The 23,103-nt window shown below is 72.0% G+C and carries 18 protein-coding genes; 11 read left to right on the plus strand and 7 right to left on the minus strand.

Annotated features, from left to right (window positions below; all coding sequences use genetic code 11):
* Positions 1–35: 35 nt before the first annotated feature.
* On the minus strand, positions 36–635 hold the full coding sequence (locus tag ASE27_RS19100) for a TetR/AcrR family transcriptional regulator (protein ID WP_056654450.1): 600 nt from the start codon (positions 633–635) through the stop codon (positions 36–38).
* A 123-nt stretch (positions 636–758) separates the two neighbouring features.
* Between ASE27_RS19100 and ASE27_RS19105 the strand changes: the two genes are divergently transcribed.
* Entirely contained in the window at positions 759–1,703 is a 945-nt protein-coding gene (locus tag ASE27_RS19105) for an alpha/beta fold hydrolase (RefSeq protein WP_056654452.1), read from the plus strand.
* 187 nt (positions 1,704–1,890) lie between these two features.
* Here ASE27_RS19105 and ASE27_RS19115 read toward each other — a convergent pair whose 3' ends face one another.
* Positions 1,891–2,355, minus strand: a complete 465-nt coding sequence (locus tag ASE27_RS19115; protein WP_056654456.1) for a GatB/YqeY domain-containing protein — start codon at positions 2,353–2,355, stop codon at positions 1,891–1,893.
* Between the two features lie 131 nt (positions 2,356–2,486).
* Here ASE27_RS19115 and ASE27_RS19120 point away from each other — a divergent pair, with 131 nt between their 5' ends.
* The 6 genes from ASE27_RS19120 (at position 2,487) to ASE27_RS19145 (ending at position 10,138) form a co-directional block, all read left to right on the plus strand.
* On the plus strand, positions 2,487–4,304 hold the full coding sequence (locus tag ASE27_RS19120; RefSeq protein ID WP_082609152.1) for an alpha-glucosidase: 1,818 nt from the start codon (positions 2,487–2,489) through the stop codon (positions 4,302–4,304).
* Positions 4,305–4,744: 440 nt separating this feature from the next.
* Positions 4,745–6,664, plus strand: coding sequence for an acetolactate synthase large subunit (locus ASE27_RS19125; RefSeq protein ID WP_056654460.1), 1,920 nt, complete (start codon positions 4,745–4,747; stop codon positions 6,662–6,664).
* A gap of 20 nt (positions 6,665–6,684) precedes the next feature.
* Entirely contained in the window at positions 6,685–7,209 is a 525-nt protein-coding gene (ilvN, locus tag ASE27_RS19130; protein ID WP_056654462.1) for an acetolactate synthase small subunit, read from the plus strand.
* 92 nt (positions 7,210–7,301) lie between these two features.
* Entirely contained in the window at positions 7,302–8,330 is a 1,029-nt protein-coding gene (gene ilvC / locus ASE27_RS19135; protein ID WP_056654464.1) for a ketol-acid reductoisomerase, read from the plus strand.
* A 417-nt stretch (positions 8,331–8,747) separates the two neighbouring features.
* Positions 8,748–9,296 carry an ASCH domain-containing protein gene (locus tag ASE27_RS19140; RefSeq protein ID WP_056654466.1) on the plus strand — a complete coding sequence of 183 codons (549 nt, stop codon included), beginning with the start codon at positions 8,748–8,750 and terminating at the stop codon, positions 9,294–9,296.
* The gene (locus ASE27_RS19145; RefSeq protein WP_056654468.1) at positions 9,293–10,138 is read left to right on the plus strand and encodes a PIG-L deacetylase family protein; all 846 of its coding nucleotides are present in this window, start codon (positions 9,293–9,295) and stop codon (positions 10,136–10,138) included. The genes ASE27_RS19140 and ASE27_RS19145 overlap by 4 nt, the downstream gene beginning before the upstream one ends.
* 132 nt (positions 10,139–10,270) lie before the next feature.
* On the opposite strand, the gene ASE27_RS19150 is transcribed toward ASE27_RS19145, so the two are convergent.
* A complete protein-coding gene (locus ASE27_RS19150) occupies positions 10,271–11,533 on the minus strand; it encodes an ROK family transcriptional regulator (protein ID WP_056654474.1) in 1,263 nt (420 codons plus the stop codon).
* 341 nt (positions 11,534–11,874) lie between these two features.
* Between ASE27_RS19150 and ASE27_RS19155 the strand changes: the two genes are divergently transcribed.
* The 3 genes from ASE27_RS19155 (at position 11,875) to ASE27_RS19165 (ending at position 15,332) form a co-directional block, all read left to right on the plus strand.
* On the plus strand, positions 11,875–12,831 hold the full coding sequence (locus ASE27_RS19155; RefSeq protein WP_157257724.1) for a thermonuclease family protein: 957 nt from the start codon (positions 11,875–11,877) through the stop codon (positions 12,829–12,831).
* A 122-nt stretch (positions 12,832–12,953) separates the two neighbouring features.
* A complete protein-coding gene (locus ASE27_RS19160; protein WP_056654478.1) occupies positions 12,954–13,997 on the plus strand; it encodes a 3-isopropylmalate dehydrogenase in 1,044 nt (347 codons plus the stop codon).
* Between the two features lie 204 nt (positions 13,998–14,201).
* Positions 14,202–15,332, plus strand: coding sequence for a branched-chain amino acid aminotransferase (locus ASE27_RS19165; protein ID WP_056654480.1), 1,131 nt, complete (start codon positions 14,202–14,204; stop codon positions 15,330–15,332).
* Positions 15,333–15,414: 82 nt separating this feature from the next.
* On the opposite strand, the gene ASE27_RS19170 is transcribed toward ASE27_RS19165, so the two are convergent.
* Positions 15,415–15,984 carry a hypothetical protein gene (locus ASE27_RS19170; RefSeq protein ID WP_056654483.1) on the minus strand — a complete coding sequence of 190 codons (570 nt, stop codon included), beginning with the start codon at positions 15,982–15,984 and terminating at the stop codon, positions 15,415–15,417.
* Positions 15,985–16,370: 386 nt separating this feature from the next.
* Here ASE27_RS19170 and cimA point away from each other — a divergent pair, with 386 nt between their 5' ends.
* Entirely contained in the window at positions 16,371–18,035 is a 1,665-nt protein-coding gene (gene cimA, locus ASE27_RS19175) for a citramalate synthase (protein ID WP_056654484.1), read from the plus strand.
* A gap of 100 nt (positions 18,036–18,135) precedes the next feature.
* Here the strand turns inward: cimA and ASE27_RS19180 are convergent, their stop codons facing one another.
* From ASE27_RS19180 to ASE27_RS19190, 3 genes are read right to left on the minus strand one after another with little or no spacing between them, the layout of a single operon-like run.
* The gene (locus ASE27_RS19180) at positions 18,136–21,042 is read right to left on the minus strand and encodes an FAD-binding and (Fe-S)-binding domain-containing protein (RefSeq protein WP_056654486.1); all 2,907 of its coding nucleotides are present in this window, start codon (positions 21,040–21,042) and stop codon (positions 18,136–18,138) included.
* Positions 21,039–21,926: a MurR/RpiR family transcriptional regulator gene (locus tag ASE27_RS19185; RefSeq protein WP_056654487.1), complete on the minus strand. Its 888-nt coding sequence runs from the start codon at positions 21,924–21,926 to the stop codon at positions 21,039–21,041. The genes ASE27_RS19180 and ASE27_RS19185 overlap by 4 nt, the downstream gene beginning before the upstream one ends.
* Entirely contained in the window at positions 21,923–23,101 is a 1,179-nt protein-coding gene (locus ASE27_RS19190) for an N-acetylglucosamine kinase (RefSeq protein ID WP_056654489.1), read from the minus strand. The genes ASE27_RS19185 and ASE27_RS19190 overlap by 4 nt, the downstream gene beginning before the upstream one ends.
* Positions 23,102–23,103: the final 2 nt, after the last annotated feature.

The raw sequence follows: 23,103 nt of genomic DNA on the forward strand, positions 1-23,103 counted from the left end.
CGTCGTGCTCCGCGCGCGGAGGCGAGAGGTCGGGGTCAGCGAGCTTCTGGGCTGAGCACACCCGATACGAGAAGCTGCACGAGGACGGTGGCGTCGTAGCGGGCGTCGTTCGCGGCACCGATGCAGAGGTTGCCGATGCCTTTGAGCACGTTGTACGCATCAACCGGCTGAGCTCTGCCTGCGGACTCGAGCGCTGCCTCGAGGAGGACGCCGCACACCGGCACGAGGCGTCCGACGAAGTAGGCATGCAGAGCGTCGGACCCAGCGCCGTCTCCCTGCAGTGCGCCAGCGAGCCCGTGCTTGGTGACGAGAAACTCCACGAACAAGGCAACCCATGCCCGCAGTGCCGCCTCGGGTGTCGCGCTCTCCGCGAGCAGTCGTGGGCCTGCATCGGCACATGCCTCGACCTGGTGCCGGTACACCGCCACCACCAGCTCGGGACGCGTCGGAAAGTGACGGTAGATCGTCCCCACACCGACGCCAGCCTTCGCCGCGATCTCCCGCACCGGAGCGTCGACGCCGGAGGTCACGAACACTGCTGCAGCCGCGTCGAGCAGCACCTGCTGATCTCGACGCGGACGGCCCGCTTGCTGGGGTCGCGCGCCGTGCGACTGCTCCCTCTCGGCGTCAACCATGGCTTCGTCCTCACACCTTCCCATCGCACGCCCTTGCATTACGGAGCGACGTTCCGTAACGTTGCGGAACGTTGCTCCGATAACCAGTATCGCAGAGCGCAGCTCCTCGGAGAGGTACTTCTCATGACTTCATCAATCGTCAGCACGCTGGACGGCATCATCGGTGCCGGGAGGCCGGTCGTGTCGGTCGCTCCGATCGCACTGTCTGCGCCGGGCAGACCGGTCCCGCTGGAGGTGCGTGTCTCGGCACCAGCGACCGGCACAGACCTGCCCGTGGTGCTGTTCTCCCACGGCAACGGATGGAACCTCGACGGGTACGCGCCGCTCACCGGGTTCTGGGCCTCTCGAGGGTTCGTCGTGATCCAGCCCACGCACCTGGACTCTCGCCGGAACGGCTTCGGGTTCGACCACCCCGTCTTTCCGAGAATCTGGACCGAGCGGATCGCGGATCTCGCACGCATCCTCGACCAGATCGACACCATCGAGGCCGCCGTGCCAGGGCTCGCCGGCCGTATCGATCGCAGCCGGGTCGCCGCTACCGGTCACTCCTGGGGTGGACAGACCGCGCAGTCGCTCCTCGGTGCACGGATCTTCGACGAATCGGGCCAGGTCGGCGACGACATGTCCGACGATCGTGTCGCCGCGGGCATTCTCTTCGCCGCGACCGGCGTCGGCGGCGATGACCTGCACCCGTTCGCACAGGCGAGCTTCCCGTTCATGCGCCCCTCGTTCCAGGAGCTGACCACGCCGACCCTCGTCATCGCCGGCGACCACGACCAGTCCACGATGTCCAGCCGCGGACCCGACTGGTTCACCGACGCCTATACCTGCAGCCCCGGCGCCACCGACCTCCTCACCTTCCACGGAGCCGAGCACTCGCTGGGAGGGATCGTCGGGCACGAAGTCGCCGAGACCACCGACGAGAACCCGGAGAGGGTCGCCATCATTCAGCGGATGAGCACTGCGTACCTTCGGACCGCCCTGAACGTCGATGAGACCAGCTGGCCTGCGGTCCGCACTGCATTCATTGAGAGCAACGATCCGGTCGCTCACGTCGACAGCAAGTAGTGCATGACGGCAAGACCCCCGCCGTTCGCCATCAGGCGGTCTCGAGGGGTCTTGCCGCCGACTCCGCAGGTCCCTCCGCGGATCGCGTCGTCGTGCGGGACGGTCGTGCGTACGCGCACTTCGCGGCCTGCTCCTGCCAGCCCAGGGTGGTCGTCGCCCGGTCGACCGAGCCGGAGCGGGCCGGCACTCAGAGCGCGGCGAGCGCCTGACGCACGGCCTGCGAGAGCGCCTTGCCGTCGACCCGGCCGATGCCGCTCGCGGCGGCCGTCGCGGTCTTCATGACGTTGCCCATGTCCTTCATGGACGAGGCGCCGGTCGAGGCGATCGCGTCGGCCACGAGCGCGTCGAGCTGGGCAGGCGTGAGGCTCGCGGGCAGGTACTTCTCGATGAAGTCCGCCTCCGCGGTCTCGTTCTCGGCGCGCTCGGGCGCGTCGGCGTCGAGGTAGATCTGCGCGCTCTCGCGGCGCTTCTTGACCTCGGCGGCCAGGACGGTCTGGACCTCGGCGTCGCTGAGCTCGTGCGCCGCGGAGCCGGACTTCTCCGCGGTGCGGACGGCGCCGATGACCTGGCGGAGGGTGTTCTTGGCGAAGTCGTCGCGGGCCTTCATGGCGGTGGTGAGGTCGGCGGTCAGCCGCTCGATGGTGGTGGTCATGGGTCAATGGTGCCTGGTGCGGGGCCTCCGTTCCTACGCGATTGCGGTTCTCGCCGCCGCCGGGGACACGTCGGGGCCGCCCGGCGCGTCCCGGCGCGCACCCCACCGGGAGCGGTGAGAGGCTCGACGACGTGAGTGCATCGACGGAACCGACCACTGCCCCTGCCCCGCGACCGGTCGGCGGCTGGTCCGCAGGAGAGCCACCCTGGTGGACGAGCGCGGTGGTCTACCAGGTCTACCCACGGTCCTTCCAGGACTCGGACGGCGACGGGATCGGCGACCTGCCCGGGATCGAGCAGCGGCTCGACCACCTCGTGGCCCTGGGCGTCGACGTCGTGTGGCTCTCGCCCGTGTACCGCTCGCCGCAGGACGACAACGGGTACGACATCAGCGACTACCAGGACATCGACCCGATGTTCGGGACGCTCGAGGACTTCGACCGCCTGCTGGCCGCGGCGCACGACCGGGGCCTGCGGGTCGTCATGGACCTGGTGGTGAACCACTCCTCGGACGAGCACGCCTGGTTCCGGGAGTCGCGTGCCTCGCGCACCGACGCCCGGCGCGACTGGTACTGGTGGCGCCCGGCCCGCGAGGGCATGGAGCCCGGCACGCCCGGGGCGGAGCCCAACAACTGGCGGTCGTTCTTCGGAGGCCCCGCCTGGGATTACGACGAGGCGACGGGCGAGTACTACCTGCACCTGTTCTCGCGCAAGCAGCCGGACCTGAACTGGGAGAACCCGGACGTGCGCCGGGCTGTCCACGACATGATGACGTGGTGGCTCGACCGCGGCGTCGACGGGTTCCGCATGGACGTCATCAACCTCATCAGCAAGGTCCCGGGCCTGCCCGACGGCGAGGTCCACTACGGCGCGTACGGCGACGGCAGCCCGTACTACACGAGCGGTCCGCGGGTGCACGAGTTCCTGCAGGAGATGCACCGCGAGGTCTTCGCGGGGCGGCCCGAGAAGCTCCTGACGGTGGGGGAGGCCCCGGGCGTCACGATCGAGGACGGCGTGCTCTTCACGGATCCCGAGCGCCACGAGGTCGACATGGTGTTCCAGTTCGAGCACGTGGGGATCGACCACGGATCGAGCAAGTGGGACGTCAAGCCCCTGCGTCTGACCGACCTCAAGGCGACGTTCGGACGCTGGCAGGTGGGGCTCGCGGAGCGCGGCTGGAACTCGCTCTACTGGAACAACCACGACCAGCCGCGCATCGTGTCGCGGTTCGGGGACGACGGCGAGCACCGCGTCGCCTCGGGCAAGGCGCTCGCGCTGCTGCTGCACCTGCACCGCGGGACGCCGTACGTCTACCAGGGCGAGGAGCTCGGGATGACGAACGCGGGCTTCACGTCGATCGACCAGTACCAGGACATCGAGTCCCTGGGGCACTTCCACGAGCTGGTCGACGCGGGCGTCGCGACCGAGGAGCAGATGCTCGTCGCGCTGCGCGCCATGAGCCGCGACAACGCCCGCACGCCCGTGCAGTGGGACGCGTCGGAGCACGCGGGCTTCACGACGGGCACGCCGTGGCTCGCGGTCAACCCGAACCACGTCACGATCAACGCGGAGGCCGAGCGCGCCGACGACGGCTCGGTCTTCCACTTCTACCGCCGCCTGGTCGCGCTGCGCCACGACGTCCCGGTCGTGGCCCTGGGTGACTTCCACATGCTGGCACCCGACCATGAGGCCGTCTACGCGTTCACGCGCACGCTCGACCTGCCCGCGCCCGCAGAGGGGCCCGACGGCGTCGCGTCCGCCGCGAGCACGGCGTCGCGCGACGAGCTGCTCGTCCTGGTCAACGTGGGCGGCGCCGAGCAGGAGGTTCCCCCGGAGGTCCTGGCCGGCTGGGAGGGCGCCGAGGTGCTGATCGCGACGCACGACGACGCGGCCGCGCGCCGAGCCGGTGTGCTGCGCGCCTGGGAAGGCGTGGTCCTCAGGAGGTCGTGAGCCCGTCCCGGACCGCCGGGAGGAGCCCCGTCGCACCCGGGCGGGCCACCGCCGTCGGGCCGGACGTCCCATTCCCTGAGACGTCCGGCTCGACGCATGACATCCCTCGGGCAAGGGCGTAGTGTGCACAACGTGCAGACGATCCTTCTCGTAGTACTTCCTGAGCGCGCCGGCTGAGGCCAAGCAACCAGGTCTCGTCAGCGCGCTCACCCCTCGAAGAGCCCTCACCGGGTACGAGGGGTTTTTTCATGTCACGACCACGACTGTCACGGCCCCTCCCTCCGGGCACACCCCGCCCCGGAAGCGGCCACCTCGTCGCACCACACCGCGACCGCACAGCACGGAGAGCAGCACCAGCAGCAAGAGCAGTACCAGCACCACCACGGTGAGCTCGATCCAGCCGGTGGCAGCCAGCCGCCACCGAGAAACAGGAGATACCGATGGTCCAGGGTCCCCACCCGGCACCGCCGACGCAGGGCGCGCCCGCGCCCGCCGGCGAGGCCGCGGCGCCGAAGCCAGCCCCGTCCCCCGCGAGCGTCGCAGCCCGCCCCGAGAGCCGAGCCCGCGCTGCGGTGCCCGGCGAGCGTGCGGTGAGCTCCGTCGTCGGGCCCGAGGAGGTCACGGGCGCGCAGTCGATCGTCCGCTCCCTCGAGGAAGCCGGTGTCGACGTCGTCTTCGGCATCCCCGGCGGCGCGATCCTGCCCACGTACGACCCGCTCATGGACTCCAAGAAGCTCCGCCACATCCTCGTGCGCCACGAGCAGGGCGGCGGCCACGCGGCATCGGGCTACGCCCACGCGACCGGTCGCGTCGGCGTGACCATGGCGACCTCCGGCCCCGGCGCGACGAACCTCGTCACGCCCATCGCCGACGCCAACATGGACTCGATCCCGCTCGTGGCGATCACGGGCCAGGTCGGCGCGTCCCTGATCGGGACCGACGCCTTCCAGGAAGCGGACATCGTCGGCATCACCCTGCCGATCACCAAGCACAACTTCCTCGTGACCGACCCGGACGAGATCCCGCGCGTCATCGCCGAGGCCTTCCACATCGCCCAGACCGGGCGCCCCGGGCCGGTCCTCGTCGACATCGCGAAGTCGGCCATGCAGGCCCGCACCACGTTCTCGTGGCCCCAGGAGCTCCAGCTGCCCGGGTACCACCCCGTGACCAAGCCGCACTCCAAGCAGATCCGCGAGGCCGCGCGCCTGCTCGCGACGGCCAAGCGCCCCGTGCTGTACGTGGGCGGCGGCGCGATCCGCTCGGGCGCCTCGGCCGAGCTGCGCCGCCTCGTGGACCTGTCCGGCGCTCCCGTGGTGACCACGCTCATGGCTCGCGGCGCGCTGCCCGACTCGCACCCCCAGAACCTCGGCATGCCCGGCATGCACGGCACCGTCCCCGCGGTCGCGGCGCTCCAGAAGGCCGACCTCATCGTCGCCCTCGGCGCACGCTTCGACGACCGCGTGACCGGCGTGCTGTCGAGCTTCGCGCCGAACGCCACGACCGTGCACGCGGACATCGACCCGGCCGAGATCGGCAAGAACCGCGAGGTCGACGTCCCGATCGTGGGCGACCTGCGCGAGGTGCTCACGGACCTCGTGCCCGAGCTCGAGCGCGAGCACGCGGTCAAGGGCAAGCCGGACCTGGGTGCCTGGTGGCACCAGATCGACGACTGGCGCGAGACCTACCCGCTCGGCTACTCCGAGCCCGAGGACGGTCACCTCGCGCCCCAGCACGTCATCCAGCGCCTGGGCGAGATCTCCGGCCCCGACTCGATCTACGTCGCGGGCGTCGGCCAGCACCAGATGTGGGCCGCGCAGTTCATCCGCTACGAGCACCCCAAGACGTGGCTCAACTCGGGCGGCCTCGGCACCATGGGCTACTCGATCCCGGCCGCGATGGGCGCCAAGGTCGGCCAGCCCGACAAGACCGTCTGGGCGATCGACGGCGACGGCTGCTTCCAGATGACCAACCAGGAGCTCGCGACCTGCACGATCAACGAGATCCCCATCAAGGTCGCGCTGATCAACAACTCCTCGCTCGGCATGGTCCGCCAGTGGCAGACCCTGTTCTACGAGTCCCGCTACTCCAACACCGACCTCCACACGGGCCGCGGTACCCAGCGCGTGCCGGACTTCGTGAAGCTCGCCGACGCCTACGGCTGCGAGGGCATCCGGGTCGAGTCCAAGAGCGAGGTCGACGCGGCCATCAAGCGCGCCATGGAGATCGACGACCGTCCCGTCGTCGTCGACTTCAACGTCTCGCGCGACGCGATGGTGTGGCCCATGGTCGCCTCGGGCGTCAGCAACGACAACATCCAGTACGCACGCGGCATCTCGCCCGCGTGGGACCGCGAAGACTGAGACCGGGGAGAGCCGCAACCATGTCCCGTCACACCCTCTCCGTGCTCGTGGAGAACAAGCCCGGCGTGCTCACGCGCGTCGCGGGCCTGTTCGCCCGGCGCGCGTTCAACATCCACTCGCTCGCCGTGGGCCCCACGGAGCACGAGGAGATCTCGCGCATCACCGTGGTCGTCGACGTCGACCAGAACCCGCTCGAGCAGGTCACCAAGCAGCTCAACAAGCTCGTCAACGTGATCAAGATCGTCGAGCTCGACCAGGCCTCGTCGGTCCAGCGCGAGCTGCTGCTCGTCAAGGTCCGTGCCGACGGCGCCAACCGCACGGGCGTCCTCGAGGTCGTCGAGCTGTTCCGCGCCAAGGTCGTCGACGTCGTCCCCGACGCCGTGACGATCGAGGCCACGGGCACCCCTGAGAAGCTGAGCGCCCTCCTCGGTGCGCTCGAGCCCTACGGGGTCCGTGAGATCGTCAAGTCCGGCACCGTGGCCGTCGGCCGCGGCGCCCGCTCCATCACCGACCGAGCGCTCGACCGCGCCCACCGGTCCGCCTGACCCAGTCCCCCCGCCGGTGGACACCCCCACGTCGCCCACCGACGTCGAACTATCGTGTTCGTCACCACCTCAAGAACCCAAGGAGTAACACCGTGGCAGAGCTCTTCTACGACGACGACGCCGACCTCTCGATCATCCAGCAGAAGAAGGTCGCGGTCGTCGGTTACGGCAGCCAGGGGCACGCGCACGCGCAGAACCTTCGCGACTCGGGCGTCCAGGTCGTCATCGCACTCAAGGAAGGCTCCAAGTCGATCGCCAAGGCGACCGACGAGGGCTTCGAGGTCAAGACGGTCGCAGAGGCCGCCCAGTGGGCCGACCTCATCATGATCCTCGCGCCGGACCAGCACCAGCGCTCGATCTACAACGACGAGATCAAGCCGAACCTGGCTCCGGGCAAGACGCTCGCGTTCGCGCACGGCTTCAACATCCGCTTCGGCTACATCGAGGCCCCCGAGGGCGTCGACGTCATCCTCGTCGCCCCCAAGGCGCCGGGCCACACGGTGCGTCGCGAGTTCGTCGCGGGCCGTGGCATCCCCGACATCATCGCCGTCGAGAAGGACGCGTCGGGCCAGGCGTGGGACATCGCGCTCTCGTACGCGAAGGCGATCGGTGGCACGCGTGCCGGCGTCATCAAGACGACGTTCACCGAGGAGACCGAGACCGACCTGTTCGGCGAGCAGGCCGTCCTGTGCGGCGGCGTGTCGCAGCTCGTCCAGTACGGCTTCGAGACGCTCACCGAGGCCGGCTACCAGCCGGAGATCGCCTACTTCGAGGTCCTGCACGAGCTCAAGCTCATCGTCGACCTCATGTGGGAGGGCGGCATCGCCAAGCAGCGCTGGTCGGTCTCCGACACGGCCGAGTACGGCGACTACGTCTCGGGCCCCCGCGTGATCGACCCGCGGGTCAAGGAGAACATGAAGGCCGTCCTCGGGGACATCCAGAACGGGGCGTTCGCGAAGCGCTTCATCGACGACCAGGACGCGGGCGCCCCCGAGTTCAAGGAGCTCCGCGCCAAGGGCGAGGCGCACCCGATCGAGGCCACGGGCCGCGAGCTGCGCGGGATGTTCGCGTGGGCGAAGTCAGGCGACGACGACTACACCGAGGGCTCGGTCGGTCGCTGACCTTCGCCTCGCTTCACGCGGGGTGAGTGGCTCACCTTCGAGGCGGGCGGCACCTACCGCGCGATCTTCATCCGGCCTGGCGGCCTCCCGCCAGACCCGACCACGATCGCGCGGCAGGCGCCGCCCGCCTCTGTGTTGTCGGGTCGCCCGTGCGCGCGCGGGTGCCCGACGGCGGTGCCTCCTCGGGAGCTCGGGTCGCGGCTCCGTCCGTGGTCGTGCGGGGGGCGGCGGGGCTCGGTTGAGGGTGACGGGTCGGTCCGCCAGGACGACAGGTGCTCGCGCCGGGGGGCCGTGCCGGTTCGCCAAGGGGACGTACTGGTCGGGCGAGACGGTCGGCCGGGTGGAATCTGTGCGACATCCGCCGGTGAAAGTGCGACAAGACGGGCAGTCCGGCGTTCCGTGGTCCACCATGGACGCATGAGCGACGACATCGACCGCAGGGCAGACGGCACGAGCGCCGGTACGAGCGAGGACCCGCGAGCAGCAGAGCTCCTGGAGTTCTGGGAGACCGCGCGGGTGCGCGCCGGCGAGGGCAAGGTGGGCGTGGTGACCGGGTTCGGGGTCTCCGCGACCGTGCCGCCCCCCGCGTGGTCGTTCGGCGACAACCCGGAGCTCGCCGACGGGCTGCTCCACGCAGTGCTCTCGGGCGAGAAGACCGCGACCTCGTCCTCGCACTGGGAGTACGACGAGGAGACCCCCGTCCCGGCCGTCGGCGAGCTGTCCATCATCCTGGACGGCGACGGCCACCCGCGTGCGCTGATCCGCACCACGTCCGTCGAGATCGTGCCGTTCGACCAGGTCGACGCCGACTTCGCGGCGGCCGAGGGCGAGGACGACCGGTCGCTCGAGGCGTGGCGTGCCGGGCACCGCGACTACTTCACGAGGGTCCTGGTCGACCACGAGTTCCGCGAGGACATGCCCGTGGTCTGCGAGCGCTTCGAGCTGCGGTTCCCGCGTCCGCGATGACCCCACCGGAACCGCACGGGGCCCCGGGCCTGTTCGCCGACCGGCTGCGCGTCCTGGTCGTCGCGGCGCACCCCGACGAGCCCGACGAGTACGCGGGTGGCATCGCCGCACGACTCGCCCTGGCCGGCCACGGCGTGAAGTTCCTGTCGCTGACGAACGGCGACGCCGGGCACTGGTCGACTCCGCGCAAGGCCCTCGCGCGCCGACGCGCCGTCGAGGCGTTCGCCGCGGCGCGCGAGCTCGGCGTGCAGGAGTACGAGATCCTCGACGAGCACGACGGCGAGCTCGTGCCGAGCATCGCGCTCCGTCGTGAGGTCGTCGCCAGGATCCGCCGCTGGCAGGCGGACCTGGTCGTCACGTTCCACGACGAGTGCCCCGGCCACCTCGACAACCGCGCGGCCGGACGCCTCGTGCGCGAGGCGGTCTCCGTCGTCGGGCTGGCGAACGTCGTGCCCCGCGTCCCTGCGCTGGAGACCCCACCCGTGTGCCTGCTCATGCCGGACCACGACGCGCTCGCGCACCACCGGCACGACGTGGTGGTGGACGTGAGCAGCACGATCGAGGCCAAGCTGCGGGCCTGCCTGGCTCACGCCTCGCAGTTCCTGGAGTTCGCGCCCTGGCAGCGCGGGCTGCTCGACCAGGTGCCGCCCGCGAGCGACCCCGTGGGGCAGCGGGAGTTCGTGCTCGAGCACTGGGCGCCGTACCTGTGCACCCAGCCCGAGGTGCGCGCGGCGGTCGCCGCAGCGGGCCTCGACCCCGTGGGGGAGTACGCCGAGTCGTTCCAGCTCGCCGACTACGGGCGGGCGACCACGGCCGCCGAGGTGCGCGCACTGCTGGGGTGAGCCGGTTCCTCGGCGAGCGGACGGCGAGAGGCGCGCTCCGCCGTCGGGCCAGGCCGGCGACGGCTGCGTGAGGGTGGGTGGTGGTCGCCGTCCCAGGCCGCGACCACCACCCGTCGGGGCAGGTGAGAGGAACTACCCCGAGTGCGAGGGCGCGAGGGCGCCGGTCGTCGTGCTGGGGCGGACCGCCGAAGACGTGACGGGCGGTGCGCCGTGGTCCGCGAGGTGCAGCGAGACCCGGTCGAGCAGGAGGGAGCGGACGTCGGCCGCGACGACGGCCTCGGCCCCGCGCAGCACGGGGGCGACCGGCACCAGCGTCGGAGCGATGGGCGCCACGCCCTGCTCGGTGTCGAGAAGGTGGCTGCGCGTCGCGTCCGCGAGCCGCTGCCCGCCCGCGATGCACGTGGGGCCGCCGAGCACCAGCAGGTGCGGCTCGACGACCGCGACGACCGGCTGCACCACGGCGGCGACGCGACGCCCGAAGTCCTCGACGAGCGCCACGACCGCGGGGCTGTCGGGCTCGGCGGCCATGGCCGCGAGGACCTCGGCGTACGTCGTGCCCGGCACGCCGTACCGTGCGGCGAGCTCCTCGAAGCGGCGACCGCCCACGAGGTCCTGCAGGTTCATCGAGTGGTCGTCGTACTCGCGGACCGTCACGGGGACCGGCAGGTAGCCGAGCTCGCCCGCAGCCCCGGTCGCGCCGTGGTGGAGCGACCCGTCGATCAGCGTGCCGAGGCCGATGCCACCGCCGAGCCAGAGCAGCGAGAAGCTCTTCTCGGTGCGTCGGCCCGCGTCGCGCTCGGCGATCGTGGCGAGGTTGACGTCGTTCTCGATCCGGACAGGGACGCCGAACTCCTCCTCGAGGAGGGTACGGACGCCGAGCAGGGGCCACCCCGGCAGGTCGCCCACGAGCCAGAGGTCGCCGCTGACCGGGTCGGCCGCGGCCTGGACCCCGGCCACGATCGTGCCGACGCGCTCGACCGGCACGCCCGCGTCCGAGCAGGCCGCGTCCCACGCGGCGCGGACGTCGCGGACGGCGGTGCGCTCCGCGGACGTGGGGACGTCGGCGGAGCCGAGGACGTTCCCGCGGGCATCGACGACGCTCGCCCGCACTCCCGTCGGGAGGACGTCGAGAGCCAGGCCCACGACGACGTCCGTGCGGGCGGCGTACATGACGGCCTGCGGGCCCCGCGCGCCCTGGACCGCTCCCGTCGCCTCGATCAGCCCAGCGGCCTCGAGGCGGGCGACGATCTGGGAGGATGTAGGGCGGGAGACGCCGGTGAGGTCGCCGATCTGGGACCGCGTCATGGGGCCGGTGTCGAGCAGGAGCTCGAGCGCCGCGCGGTCGTTGATCGTGCGGAGCAGTCCCGGTGTCCCCGGGATGTGCGTGCGGGACACGTCTTTCGGCCTCTCTGCCGGCGTCTTAGGAAAGTTTCCTAAGAGTTACCTACTCTGGCGATTTGTGCAAGTTGAGACCTGGGGTCGGCTGCGAGTGCTAGGCGGCCCGGGGCCTCGCCCCGTCTCGGACTCTTGACCGTAGCCCTCCTCCCTCACGAACGGACGTCATCGTGAAGTCTCCTTCCTCGTGTCGGCGGGCCCTCTGCCTCACCGTGGCGCTCGCAACGGTCGCGGTGTCCCTGAGCGGGTGCCGGTCGTCGGCGCCGCACACCGAGGCGACCGTCGAGCGGATCGTCGACGGGGACACGATCGACGTCCTGGTCGACGGAGAGAGCCGACGTGTGCGGCTTCTCAACATCGATGCCCCCGAGTCGGTCGATCCCGACCAGGCCGTCGAGTGCCTCGGTCCTGAGGCTGCCGAACACCTCGCCCGGCTGCTCCCGGTCGGCACGGCGGTCGGCCTCGCCTACGACGAGGAGCGGACGGACTCCTACGGTCGAGAGCTGGCCGGCGTCTTCACCGACGAGACCTTCGTCAACGCCGAGATGGCACGCGCGGGGCTCGCTGACGCAATCCTCGTCCAACCCAACGAACGCTTCTTCGCCGAGGTGGACAAGGCGCGGGCCGAGGCCGAGGAAGCAGGGGTCGGGCTGTACTCGTCGGAGACCACCTGCACCCTGCCTGGTCAGGTCACCTCTTTCGAGGCGCAGGTCGCAGCGGCCGCCACCGCCGAACCCGTGGCGGGGGCGACCCTTGAAGAGATCAATGCCTACGGTGCGACGCTGTCAGCCCTGGCCGTGGCGGGCGGGGTCGTCGATCGTGTGCTTGCCGGGGACGGGAACCCGCTGGCGAGGTCGATGGCCGGTACCGCGGTGCTCGGCCGCCTGGTCGACCGGCGCGCTGCCGCTGGTGCCGAGGTCGAGAGGTTGATCGCGTCGACAGCGGCGGCCCGGCTCGCCGAGGAGGAGCGACTCGCGGCGGAAGCGGCCCGAGTCGCCGAGGAGCAGCGGATCGCGGCAGAGGTGGAAGCCGCGAGGGTCGCCGAGGAGCAGCGACTCGCAGCGGTGGCAGCCGAGCGGGCGGCAGCCGAACGCGCTGCGGCCGACAAGGCGGTTGCCGATCGTTCTGCCGCGAACGGTTCGACCGGCGGCGGGTCCGCGACGACCGGTTCCGGTTCGTCGGGTGGCAAGGACGGGTACACGGGCTGCCGAGCCTATGGTTCTGGCGGGACGTCGATCGACGCCAAGGGGCGGCCATACACCAAGATCGACTGTGTGACGAAGCTGCCGATCGGCTGAGAGCGCATCCAGGCGCGCTGCCGTGCTGCGAGGCGCGGAAGGCCGCGGATCGCGCGGTGCGGAGCGTTCGAGGCGTGAGATGGGCGTCCCGAGGACTGGCGCCCGGGCGTAGCGTTCATCGCATGACGCGCAACATCGAACTGGCAGTGGTGGCCGGAGACGGCATCGGCATCGAGGTCGTCGAGCAGGGCCTCGCGGTCCTCGAGGCGGCTCTCACGGGCTCCGACGTCAAGGTCTCCACGACCCCCTTCGACCTGGGTGCGCGCCGCTGGCACGCGACCGGCGAGACCCTCACCGACGAGGACCTCGCGGCGATCCGCACCCACGACGCGATCCTCCTGGGCGCGATCGGCGACCCCACGGTGCCGTCGGGCGTCCTCGAGCGCGGCCTGCTGCTCAAGCTGCGCTTCGCGCTGGACCACTACGTCAACCTCCGCCCGGGCAAGCTGTACCCCGGTGTGAAGTCCCCGCTGGCGGACCCGGGCGAGATCGACTTCGTCGTCGTCCGCGAGGGCACCGAGGGCCCGTACGTCGGCAACGGCGGCGCACTGCGCGTCGGCACGCCGCACGAGATCGCGACCGAGGTCTCCGTGAACACTGCGTTCGGCGTCGAGCGCGTCGTGCGCGACGCTTTCGCCCGCGCCCAGGCACGCCCCCGCAAGCACCTGACGCTCGTGCACAAGCACAACGTCCTGGTCCACGCCGGTCACCTGTGGCGTCGCACGGTCGAGGCCGTCAACGCCGAGTTCCCGGACGTCACCACGGACTACCTGCACGTGGACGCCGCCACGATCTTCCTCACGACGAACCCGTCGCGATTCGACGTCATCGTCACCGACAACCTGTTCGGCGACATCCTGACGGACCAGGCCGCCGCGATCACCGGCGGCATCGGCCTCGCAGCCTCGGCCAACATCAACCCGGACCGCACGGCCCCCTCCATGTTCGAGCCGGTGCACGGCTCGGCCCCCGACATCGCGGGCCAGGGCAAGGCGGACCCCACCGCCACGGTCCTGTCCGTCGCGATGCTGCTCGACCACCTCGGCCTGACCGAGCAGTCGCAGCGCGTCGAGGCCGCGGTCGCCGCGGACCTCGCCGAGCGGGGGAGCCGAGTACGGTCGACGGCCGAGGTGGGGCGCGAGCTCGCTGCCCGCGTCGCCGGCTGATCGGTCCCCGACACGCCGTCGCGCCGCCGTTCGTCCCCCATGTGGGGGTCGGGCGGCGGCGCACACCCTCTGCCGTCCTCACCGCTCCCACGTCCTCTTCGAAGACCCGGGAGTTCTCGCCCGCCCTGCGGGCGCCACGAGGCGCTCCGTCATGGAAAACTAGGCGAGGAACCCACCCGGGTCGCCAGGTGAAAGGCCCATGACATGACTTCCCCCCTCACAGCGCAGCCCGCTTCCTCGGCCGAGGACCTCGTCGCGCTCTTCGACATCCGCCCCTCGGACACCCCCACCTCTCCCGAGGCGAGGGCCGCAGCGATCGCCGCCCCGAAGTTCGGCACCGTGTTCTCGGACCACATGGCCCGGATCAGCTGGAACGCGACCGACGGCTGGATCGACCGCCGCATCGAGAAGTACGGTCCGCTCCAGCTCGACCCTGCCACCGCGGTCCTGCATTACGCCCAGGAGATCTTCGAGGGTCTCAAGGCGTACCGGCACCAGGACGGGTCCGTGTGGACCTTCCGTCCCGAGGCCAACGCAGCCCGCTTCGCCCGCTCGGCCCACCGTCTCGCGCTCCCCGCGCTCTCGGTCGACGACTTCATCGGCTCGATCACCGCGCTCGTGCGCACCGACATCGAATGGGTCCCGGACGGCGAGGAGGCGAGCCTCTACCTGCGTCCGTTCATGTACGCCTCGGAGTCGTTCCTGGGCGTGCGCGCCTCGCTCGAGGCCGAGTACCTCGTGATCGCCTCGCCCGTGGGCCCGTACTTCTCGGGGGGTGTCAAGCCCGTCTCGATCTGGGTCGACCGCGAGTACAGCCGCGCCGGCGCGGGAGGCACGGGGGACGCCAAGTGCGGCGGCAACTACGCCTCGAGCCTCCTGCCGCAGACGCTCGCCCAGGAGAAGGGCTTCGAGCAGGTCTGCTTCCTCGACTCGTCGACGAACACCTTCCTCGAGGAGCTCGGCGGCATGAACGTGTTCGTCGTCAAGGCGGACGGCTCGGTCGAGACGCCCGAGCTCACGGGCTCGATCCTCGAGGGCGTGACGCGCTCGTCGATCATCCAGCTCCTCACCGACCGCGGGCACGACGTGAACGAGCGTCGCATCCCGCTCGAGGAGCTCCTCGCCGACATCCGGTCGGGGGCTGTGACCGAGGTGTTCGCGTGCGGCACCGCGGCGGTCGTCACCCCGATCGGTCGCCTGGGCGGGTCGAACTTCGACCACACGATCGCCGACGGCGGCGCGGGCGAGCTCACGCTCGCGATCCGTGGCGAGCTCACGGACATCCAGAACGGCCGTGCGGCCGACCGCCACGGCTGGATGACGCGCCTGGCCTGAGGTCCGTCGCCGACGTCCCGCCGCGTGCGGGGCAGCTCTCGCCGGTCGGCGAGAGCTGCCCCGCACGCGGCGTATCGGGGGCTCAGAGCGCCCGGCGCACGATCGTCCTGCCCGCGACCCCCGCGAGCAGCGACCAGACAGCGACCCCGATCAGCAGGTTCACGAGCCCGGACAGCGCGGCCGACGTCGCGTCCGACGTCCAGGCGAACGGCAGCGCCGTGATGACGACGATCACGAGGGCCATGATCCAGCCGAAGAACGCCCGCGGCCGGGGCGTCGTGAGGATCAGCAGGTGCAGCAGGCCCGCCGCGAGCAGGGCCAGGATCGCTCCGTCGATCGCGAAGGCCGCCTGGTGCGAGCCGGTCGTGAAGATGTCCGGCGGCGGCACGAGCGTGAACGAGAAGATGCGCTCGAGGATGATGACCGCCACGAGGCCGATGAGCGCGGCGACCAGGGCCGTGGCGGCTGCCCCGGCCCAGAAGCGGCCCACCTCGACCGCGAGGCGCGGGTCGGCCGGGTTGACCGGCTCGTGCGGCGCAGGGTAGTCGGCGCGCGGGTCGGGCGGCACCACGGGCGGGATCGCCGGCGGCACGCCCTGGGGATGGCCGGGCTGCGGGACGTTCGGGCGGGGCGGGAAGTTCGGGTCGCTCATGATGCGTCTCCTGTCGTTGCAGGCTGCCGTTCCGGGCGCTCACTGGTCGGGGTGCTCAGTCCGTGGACACCGTTCCATCCTCGCGGCTGCTGTGGCAGCATGTGTTCTGTGACACACCTCGTCTCCCACCTCATTATCGAGTAGCGCGCCCGGACATCACACCGGACGCGCAAACCTCCCGCACCCTCGGGGGGTTTTTTTGTTGCCTGACACCACCCCCGTCGGGCTTCGAAGCGCCGGGCACGAGCTTCACGAGAGCGACCGCCCGGCGCGTGGGAACGAGGAGGAACCGGTGGCGCGCGGAAGCGTCCCGCCCTGATCCACCTAGAGTGGTCTCGCCCAGGCGGCACCGCTGGACCCCGAGATTCTCCCCAGAGAGCGGCACGATGACTTCCCAGGTGAACCCCGTAGCTCCTGCCACAGCGAGCGCATCCTCGACCTTCCACGTCTACGACACGACCCTGCGCGACGGTGCGCAGCAGGAGGGCATGAACCTCTCGGTCGCCGACAAGCTGGCGATCGCCCCCCTGCTCGACGAGCTGGGCGTGGGGTTCATCGAGGGCGGCTGGCCCGGGGCCATCCCCAAGGACACCGACTTCTTCTCGCGCGCGGCCAAGGAGCTCACGCTCAAGAACGCTGTCCTGGCCGCCTTCGGCGCCACGCGCAAGGCCGGGATCAAGGCCGCGGACGACCAGCAGGTCCTCGCCCTCGTCGCGTCGCAGGCGCCCGTCGTGACGCTCGTCGCGAAGTCCGACATCCGCCACGCCGAGCGGGCGCTGCGGACCACGGGCGCCGAGAACCTCGCCATGATCACCGACACGGTCGCGTTCCTCGTGGCCGAGGGGCGCCGCGTGGTCCTGGACGCCGAGCACTTCTTCGACGGCTACCGGTTCGACCCGGCCTACTCGCGCGCTGCGGTCGAGGCGGCGTTCGCGGCCGGTGCGGAGGTCGTGGCGCTGTGCGACACCAACGGCGGCATGCTGCCCGAGTGGGTCGGCGAGATCGTCACGGAGCTGCGCGACGCCGTCGGGATCCCGGACGGGCTCTTCGCCCAGGCCGGCGACGCCCTCCTCGGCATGCACGCGCACAACGACTCGGGCTGCGCGGTCGCGAACTCGCTCGCGGCCGTGGCCGCGGGCGCCGCGCACGTCCAGGGGACGGTCAACGGCTACGGCGAGCGCACCGGGAACGCGGACCTCATCACGGTCGTCGCGAACCTCGAGCTCAAGCACGGGCGCACGCTGCTCGTCGACGGCGGCCTGCAGGAGACCACGCGCATCGCGCACGCGATCAGCGAGATCACCAACATCTCCCCGTACGCGCGCCAGCCGTACGTCGGGGCGAGCGCGTTCGCCCACAAGGCCGGGCTGCACGCCTCGGCGATCAAGGTCGACCCGGACCTCTACCAGCACATCGAGCCCACGCTCGTCGGGAACGACATGCGCATGCTCATCTCGGACATGGCGGGCCGCGCCTCGATCGAGCTCAAGGGCCGTGAGATGGGCTTCGACCTGTCGGACCAGGGCGACGTCCTCTCGCGCGTGACGCACCGGGTCAAGGAGGCGGAGGCCCGCGGGTACACGTACGACGCGGCTGACGCCTCGTTCGAGCTGCTCCTGCGCGAGGAGATCGCGGGCGAGCGGCCTCAGTTCTTCCGGGTCGAGAGCTGGCGCACGATCGTCGAGCGGGCCGGGGGGCGCGGCACCGAGGCGACGGCGGAGGCGACCGTCAAGCTGCATGCCGGCGGCAAGCGCATCGTCAAGACGGGCGAAGGCAACGGACCCGTGAACGCGCTCGACCACGCGCTACGGCTCGCCCTGCGACGCGTGTACCCGGAGATCGAGGCGTTCGAGCTGATCGACTTCAAGGTCCGCATCCTCGACACCGAGCAGGGCACGGACGCCATCACGCGCGTCCTCATCGAGATGACCGACGGGGCGACCTCCTGGTCGACGGTGGGCGTCGGACCGAACCTCATCGAGGCGGCCTGGGAGGCGCTGACGGACTCCGCGATCTACGGGCTGATCCACGCGGACGTGCAGCCGCGCTGAACCAGCAGCCTGCGCCCTGACTCCGGGCGTACGCGATCACGTGTCAGAGGGAGCGTGACCTCCGGGTCGCGCTCCCTCTGACACGTCGGGGTGCGACCGGTCAGGCGCGGGTCGCGGCCTCGAGCAGCTCGACGACGTGCACGTAGTCCTCGCCCGTCGCCCGGCTCAGACCCATCTCGCACGTCCGGTTGCTCGACGCGTACGCGTCCGCACGGCCGTGCTCGCGAGCGTGGGCCGCGACCTCGGTGGCCTCGGCACGCGTCGCCGCGGCCGTCAGCTCGGGGTGGAGCATCCCGCGGTCGCCCGCGAAGCCGCAGCACCCCGCGTCGAGCGGGAGCACGACGTCGTCGGCCACCGCGCGCGCGACGGCCTCGAGGTCGCCGACGACCCCCAGGTGGATCGACGAGCACGTGGGGTGCAGCACGAGCGAGGCCAGCGTGCTGCCCGTCGTCCGAGGGTCGAGCCCGGTCGCCTCGAGCGCGGGCAGCACGTCGTGCCGCACGAACGTCACGGCGTCCAGCACGCGCAGCCGCTCGAACCGTTCGCGCGCCTCGCCCACGAGGTGCGAGCCGACCCCCTCGAGGCCGTGCGTGCAGCTCGACGCGTCCGAGACGACGGGCAGGCGGCCACCGTCCGTGGCCTCCCAGAGCGCGTCGAAGGTCCGCTCGGCCATCGCCGTGGCCCCGTCGGTCAGGCCCTTGGAGACCCAGGGCGTGCCGCAGCACAGGCCCCCGACGCCCTCGGGGATCGCGACCGAGATCCCGGCGCGCTCGCACAGCGCGAGGAACGCCGGCCCGACGCCGCCCGGGCTGGGCGAGGCCTCCGCGGGCGAGAAGAGCGAGCCCATGCACGACTGGAAGAAGACGACGCTCGCACCGGCAGCTGCCTCGACGCCGACGCTCGCCGGTCCGTGCGCCGGACGGTCGCCGGGGGAGACCCGGCGTGGCCCCGGGCCCGGCAGGTCGGGACCCACGAGCGGCACGACGTCGTCGCCCAGCACCGCGCGCCCCACCTTCGACGCGGCCGTGACCAGGGGCGTGGGCACCAGGTCGACCACGCCGAGCGCTCCGCGCAGGCCTGTGACCGCGCCACCCCAGTGGTCGGCGGCCACGCGCCCGGCGCGCTGGACCACGACCCCGTGGCGCTGCGCGCGCCGGACCTTCATGACCTTGCCCGTGTCGATCCCGACCGGGCACGCGGTCACGCACAGCGAGTCGACCGCGCACGTGTCGACCGCGGAGTACTCGTACGCGCGCTCGAGCTCGCGGAGCTCGCCCGGGGCGGCCGTGACCATCTCGCGCAGGAGAGCGATGCGCTGCCGGGGGGTCGTCGTGACGGTCCGCGACGGGCACGCGGGCTCGCAGTACCCGCACTCGACGCACCGGTCCACGACGGCCGCGAGGTCTCCCGCCGCGGCCGTCCCCACGGGCGGCACGAGCTTGAGGTGCTGCAGGTGCGCCTCGTCGTCGTCGGTAAGGAGCACGCCGGGGTTCAGGATGCCCTCGGGGTCGCACAGGGCCTTGACCTCGCGCATCACGGCGTACAGGTCGTCGCCGAACTGCCGCCGGACGAACGGCGCCATGATGCGGCCCGTGCCGTGCTCGGCCTTGAGCGAGCCGCCACGGCCGAGCACCAGGCCCACCATGTCCTCGGTGAAGGCCGCGAAGCGGTCGAGCTCGCCGTCGTCGGACAGGCGCGGGGTGATCATGAAGTGCAGGTTGCCGTCCTTGGCGTGCCCGAACGTCACGGCGTCGTCGTAGCCGTGCTGCGCGAAGAGCCCGCCCAGGTCGCGGACCGTCGCGGTGAGGTCGGGGACCGGCACGACCAGGTCCTCGAGCAGGGCAGTGCTGCCCGGGGCGCGGGCTCCCGCGACCGCGGTGTACAGGCCCTTGCGGACGCGCCACAGCCGTCCGCGGGCAGCGGGGTCGCGCGTCAGCCCGGCGGGCGTCGCGAGGTCGAGCGAGCCGACGACGGCCCGAGCGGCCTCCTCGAACGGCTCGAGCCCCGCGGCGCTCGTGGCCTGGTACTCGACGAGCAGCGCCGTCTGGGTCGTCGCGGTCGCGAAGGCCCGCATGGACGCGTCGGCGAGCGGGTCGGCCGCCGCGACGCGCAACGACGCGGCGTCGAGCAGCTCGATCGCCCGCGCGCCCGAGTCCGTGACGGTCGTGAGCGCCTCGGTCGCCTGCTCGAGCGCGTCGAAGACCAGGAGCGTGGTCGAGGCCGCGGGGAGCAGGGGCACGGTCCGGAACGTCACGTCGGCCACGAAGGCCAGCGTCCCCTCGGACCCCACCACCAGGTGCTCGAGGATCTTGACGGGCGACTCGTGGTCCACGAAGGCGTTGACGCCGTAGCCCATGGTGTTCTTCATCGAGTACTGGTGCGCGATGGTCGCGCGCATGGCCGCGCTCGCCCGGACCCGGTCGCGGAGCCCGGCCAGGCCGCGGTGCAGCGCGGGCTCGAGCGCACGCAGCCGCTCGTCGGCGTCCGGCGCACCCGTGTCGAGCACGGTGCCGCTCGGCAGGACGAGCGTCATCGACTCGATCGTGCGGTACGCGGTGTCGACCGTGCCGCACGCCATGCCCGAGGAGTTGTTCGCGACGACGCCACCGATCGTGCACGCGATCTCGCTTGCGGGGTCGGGGCCCAGGCGTCGCCCGTGGCGCAGGAGCCGCCCGTTGACCGAGCGCAGCGTCACGCCCGGCTGGCAGCGCACGCGTGCGCCGTCGTCGAGCACCTCGACGCGCGTGAAGCGTGTGCGCGTGTCGACGAGCAGGCCCGCGCCCGACGCCTGGCCCGACAGGCTCGTCCCGCCCGAGCGGAACGTGACCGGGAGCCCGCGGCGACGGGCCTCGGCGAAGGCGGCGACGACGTCGGGCACGTCCTGCGCGCGCGCGACCGCCTCGGGGCGCAGCAGGTAGTGCGACGCGTCGTGGGCCTGGGCGACACGCGTCAGCAGGTCCGTGCGGATCTCGAGAGCCCGCGTCGTGGCGGCGGAGACGGTCGTCATGCTCGTGCCTTGCGCTCTCCGTCCAGCCGGTGGGGCTGGACCGCGTCGTAGGTGGCCTTGAGGTTGGCGCTCGTCTGGTCGTACAGGCGCTGGGCGACGCGGACGAAGAGGAAGTCGACGACCGCGAGCTGAGCGATGCGGCTCGACAGCGCGCCCGAGCGGAACTGCGTCTCGCGTGCGGTGGTGCCCAGCACGACGTCGGCCTCCTGCGCGAGGGGCGACTCGGGGAAGTTGGTGATCGCCACGCTCGTCGCCCCGCGCCGGTGCGCGATGCCGAGCGCGTGGTTGGTCTCGACCGTCTGCCCGCTGTGCGAGATCCCGATCGCGACCGCGCCCGGGCCGAGCAGCGCGGCCGACTGGAGCTGGAGGTGCGGGTCGGGGGACGCGAAGCACACGAGCCCGATGCGCTGGAGCTTCTGCGCGAGGTCCTGCCCCGTCAGCCCGCTCGACCCGACGCCGAACACGTCGACCCGCGGCGCCGCCGCGACGGCCGCGGCGACCTGCTCGAGCGCCGCGAGGTCGAGCATGCGCGCGGTCTCCTCGATGGTCCGGGCCTCATGGAACGCGATCTTCGCGACGACGTCCTCGGCCGTGTCCGTCTCGTTGATCTCGCCGTGCGCGACGTTCGAGCGCTCCATCTCCATCTCACGACGCGACGTCGCCTGGGCGAGGTCGATCCGGAACTCGGGGTAGCCCGCGTAGCCGATCGCCCGACAGAACCGCACGACGGTCGCCTGCGAGGCGCCCGCGCGCGCGGCGAGCTCGTTGATCGTCGACCCGACGACGGCGGTCGGGTCCGCGAGGACCGCCTCGGCGATCCGGGCCTCGGCGGGGCGCAGCGTCGGCAGCGCCTGTCGGATGCGGACGAGTCCGTCACCTGTCATGTCGGATCTCCTGTGATCGGTGTGGTCGTGGACGGTGCGGGAACAGGGGGTTCGTCGCCGAGGCTCAGCCACGGAGCGTGGGCGACGAGGGGAGCGGCGGGTGCGGTGGAAGCGGCCGCGCCGCCCGCCGCGGTGCCCTCGGTGAGCAGCCTGGCGAGGTGGAGCGCGCCGTCGAGCGGGGTGCCCGCGGACGGGACGAGCTCGGCGTCGGGGCGCAGGGCCGCGAACCGGCGCGAGAGGGCGCCCGTCAGGGACGGGCCGGCTGCGAGGACCCCGCCCGTCGCCGCGGCGAGCGGCGGCAGGCCGGGGACGAGCGCTGCCGCGAGCGTCTCGGCCAGGTGCCGGCCCGCCTCGGTGAGGATCTGGACGCTCGCGGGGTCGCCCGCCGCGGCGGCAGCGGCGACGTCGGGCGTGAAGGAACCGAGCACCTGTGCTCGGTCGGGGCGTGTGTAGAGCTGGACGGGCCAGGTCGGGACGGGGCCGAACCGCGCCTGCGCCGCGGCGAGGAGCGGACGCGAGCCACCCGTCGCGCGGCCGTCGTGGGCCGCGAGGGCGGCCCGCAGCCCGTGGGCGCCGATCCACGAGGCCGACCCGAGGTCGCCCAGGAGGTGCCCCCAGCCGTCGGTGCGACGCCAGACGTGGCGGAGGTCGGTGCCCAGCGCGATCGCACCCGTGCCGACCGCGACCACGGCCCCCGCGCGCCCGCCCAGGGCGCCCAGGTGGGCCGTCAGGGCGTCGGCCGCGACGGCCGTGCGGTCCGCCGCGAGGGTCGTGCGGAGCGCGGTGTGCACCGTGGCGGGGTCCGGGACGAGCGTGGCGAGGCCCGTCGCGCCGACCGCGGCCGCGGCGACGACCGGGGGTGCGCCGTGGGACCCGGTCGTGGCCGCGACGAACGACGCGCACAGGTCGCGCACCACGTCGGCGACGTCGCTGCCGTCCGGGCCGATCGCGACGCTGCGCCCCGTGAGCTCGGTGCGGTGCGCTGCGTCGCCGGAGGAGACCGCGGGGTGGACGGCGTCCGGCCGGGCGCCGGACGGCACGGTGGTCGCGACGAGCCTGCTGCCGCTGCCGCCCACGTCGATCGCGACGAGCCAGCGCGGAGGTCCCGAGGACGCCGCGAGGGGGTGCGTGCGGCTCTCGGTGCGGGCGGGGTCGACGTCCGGCGTCCAGGTCACGC

The sequence above is a fragment of the Oerskovia sp. Root918 genome (assembly GCF_001428945.1).
Taxonomy (GTDB): Bacteria; Actinomycetota; Actinomycetes; order Actinomycetales; family Cellulomonadaceae; genus Oerskovia; species Oerskovia enterophila.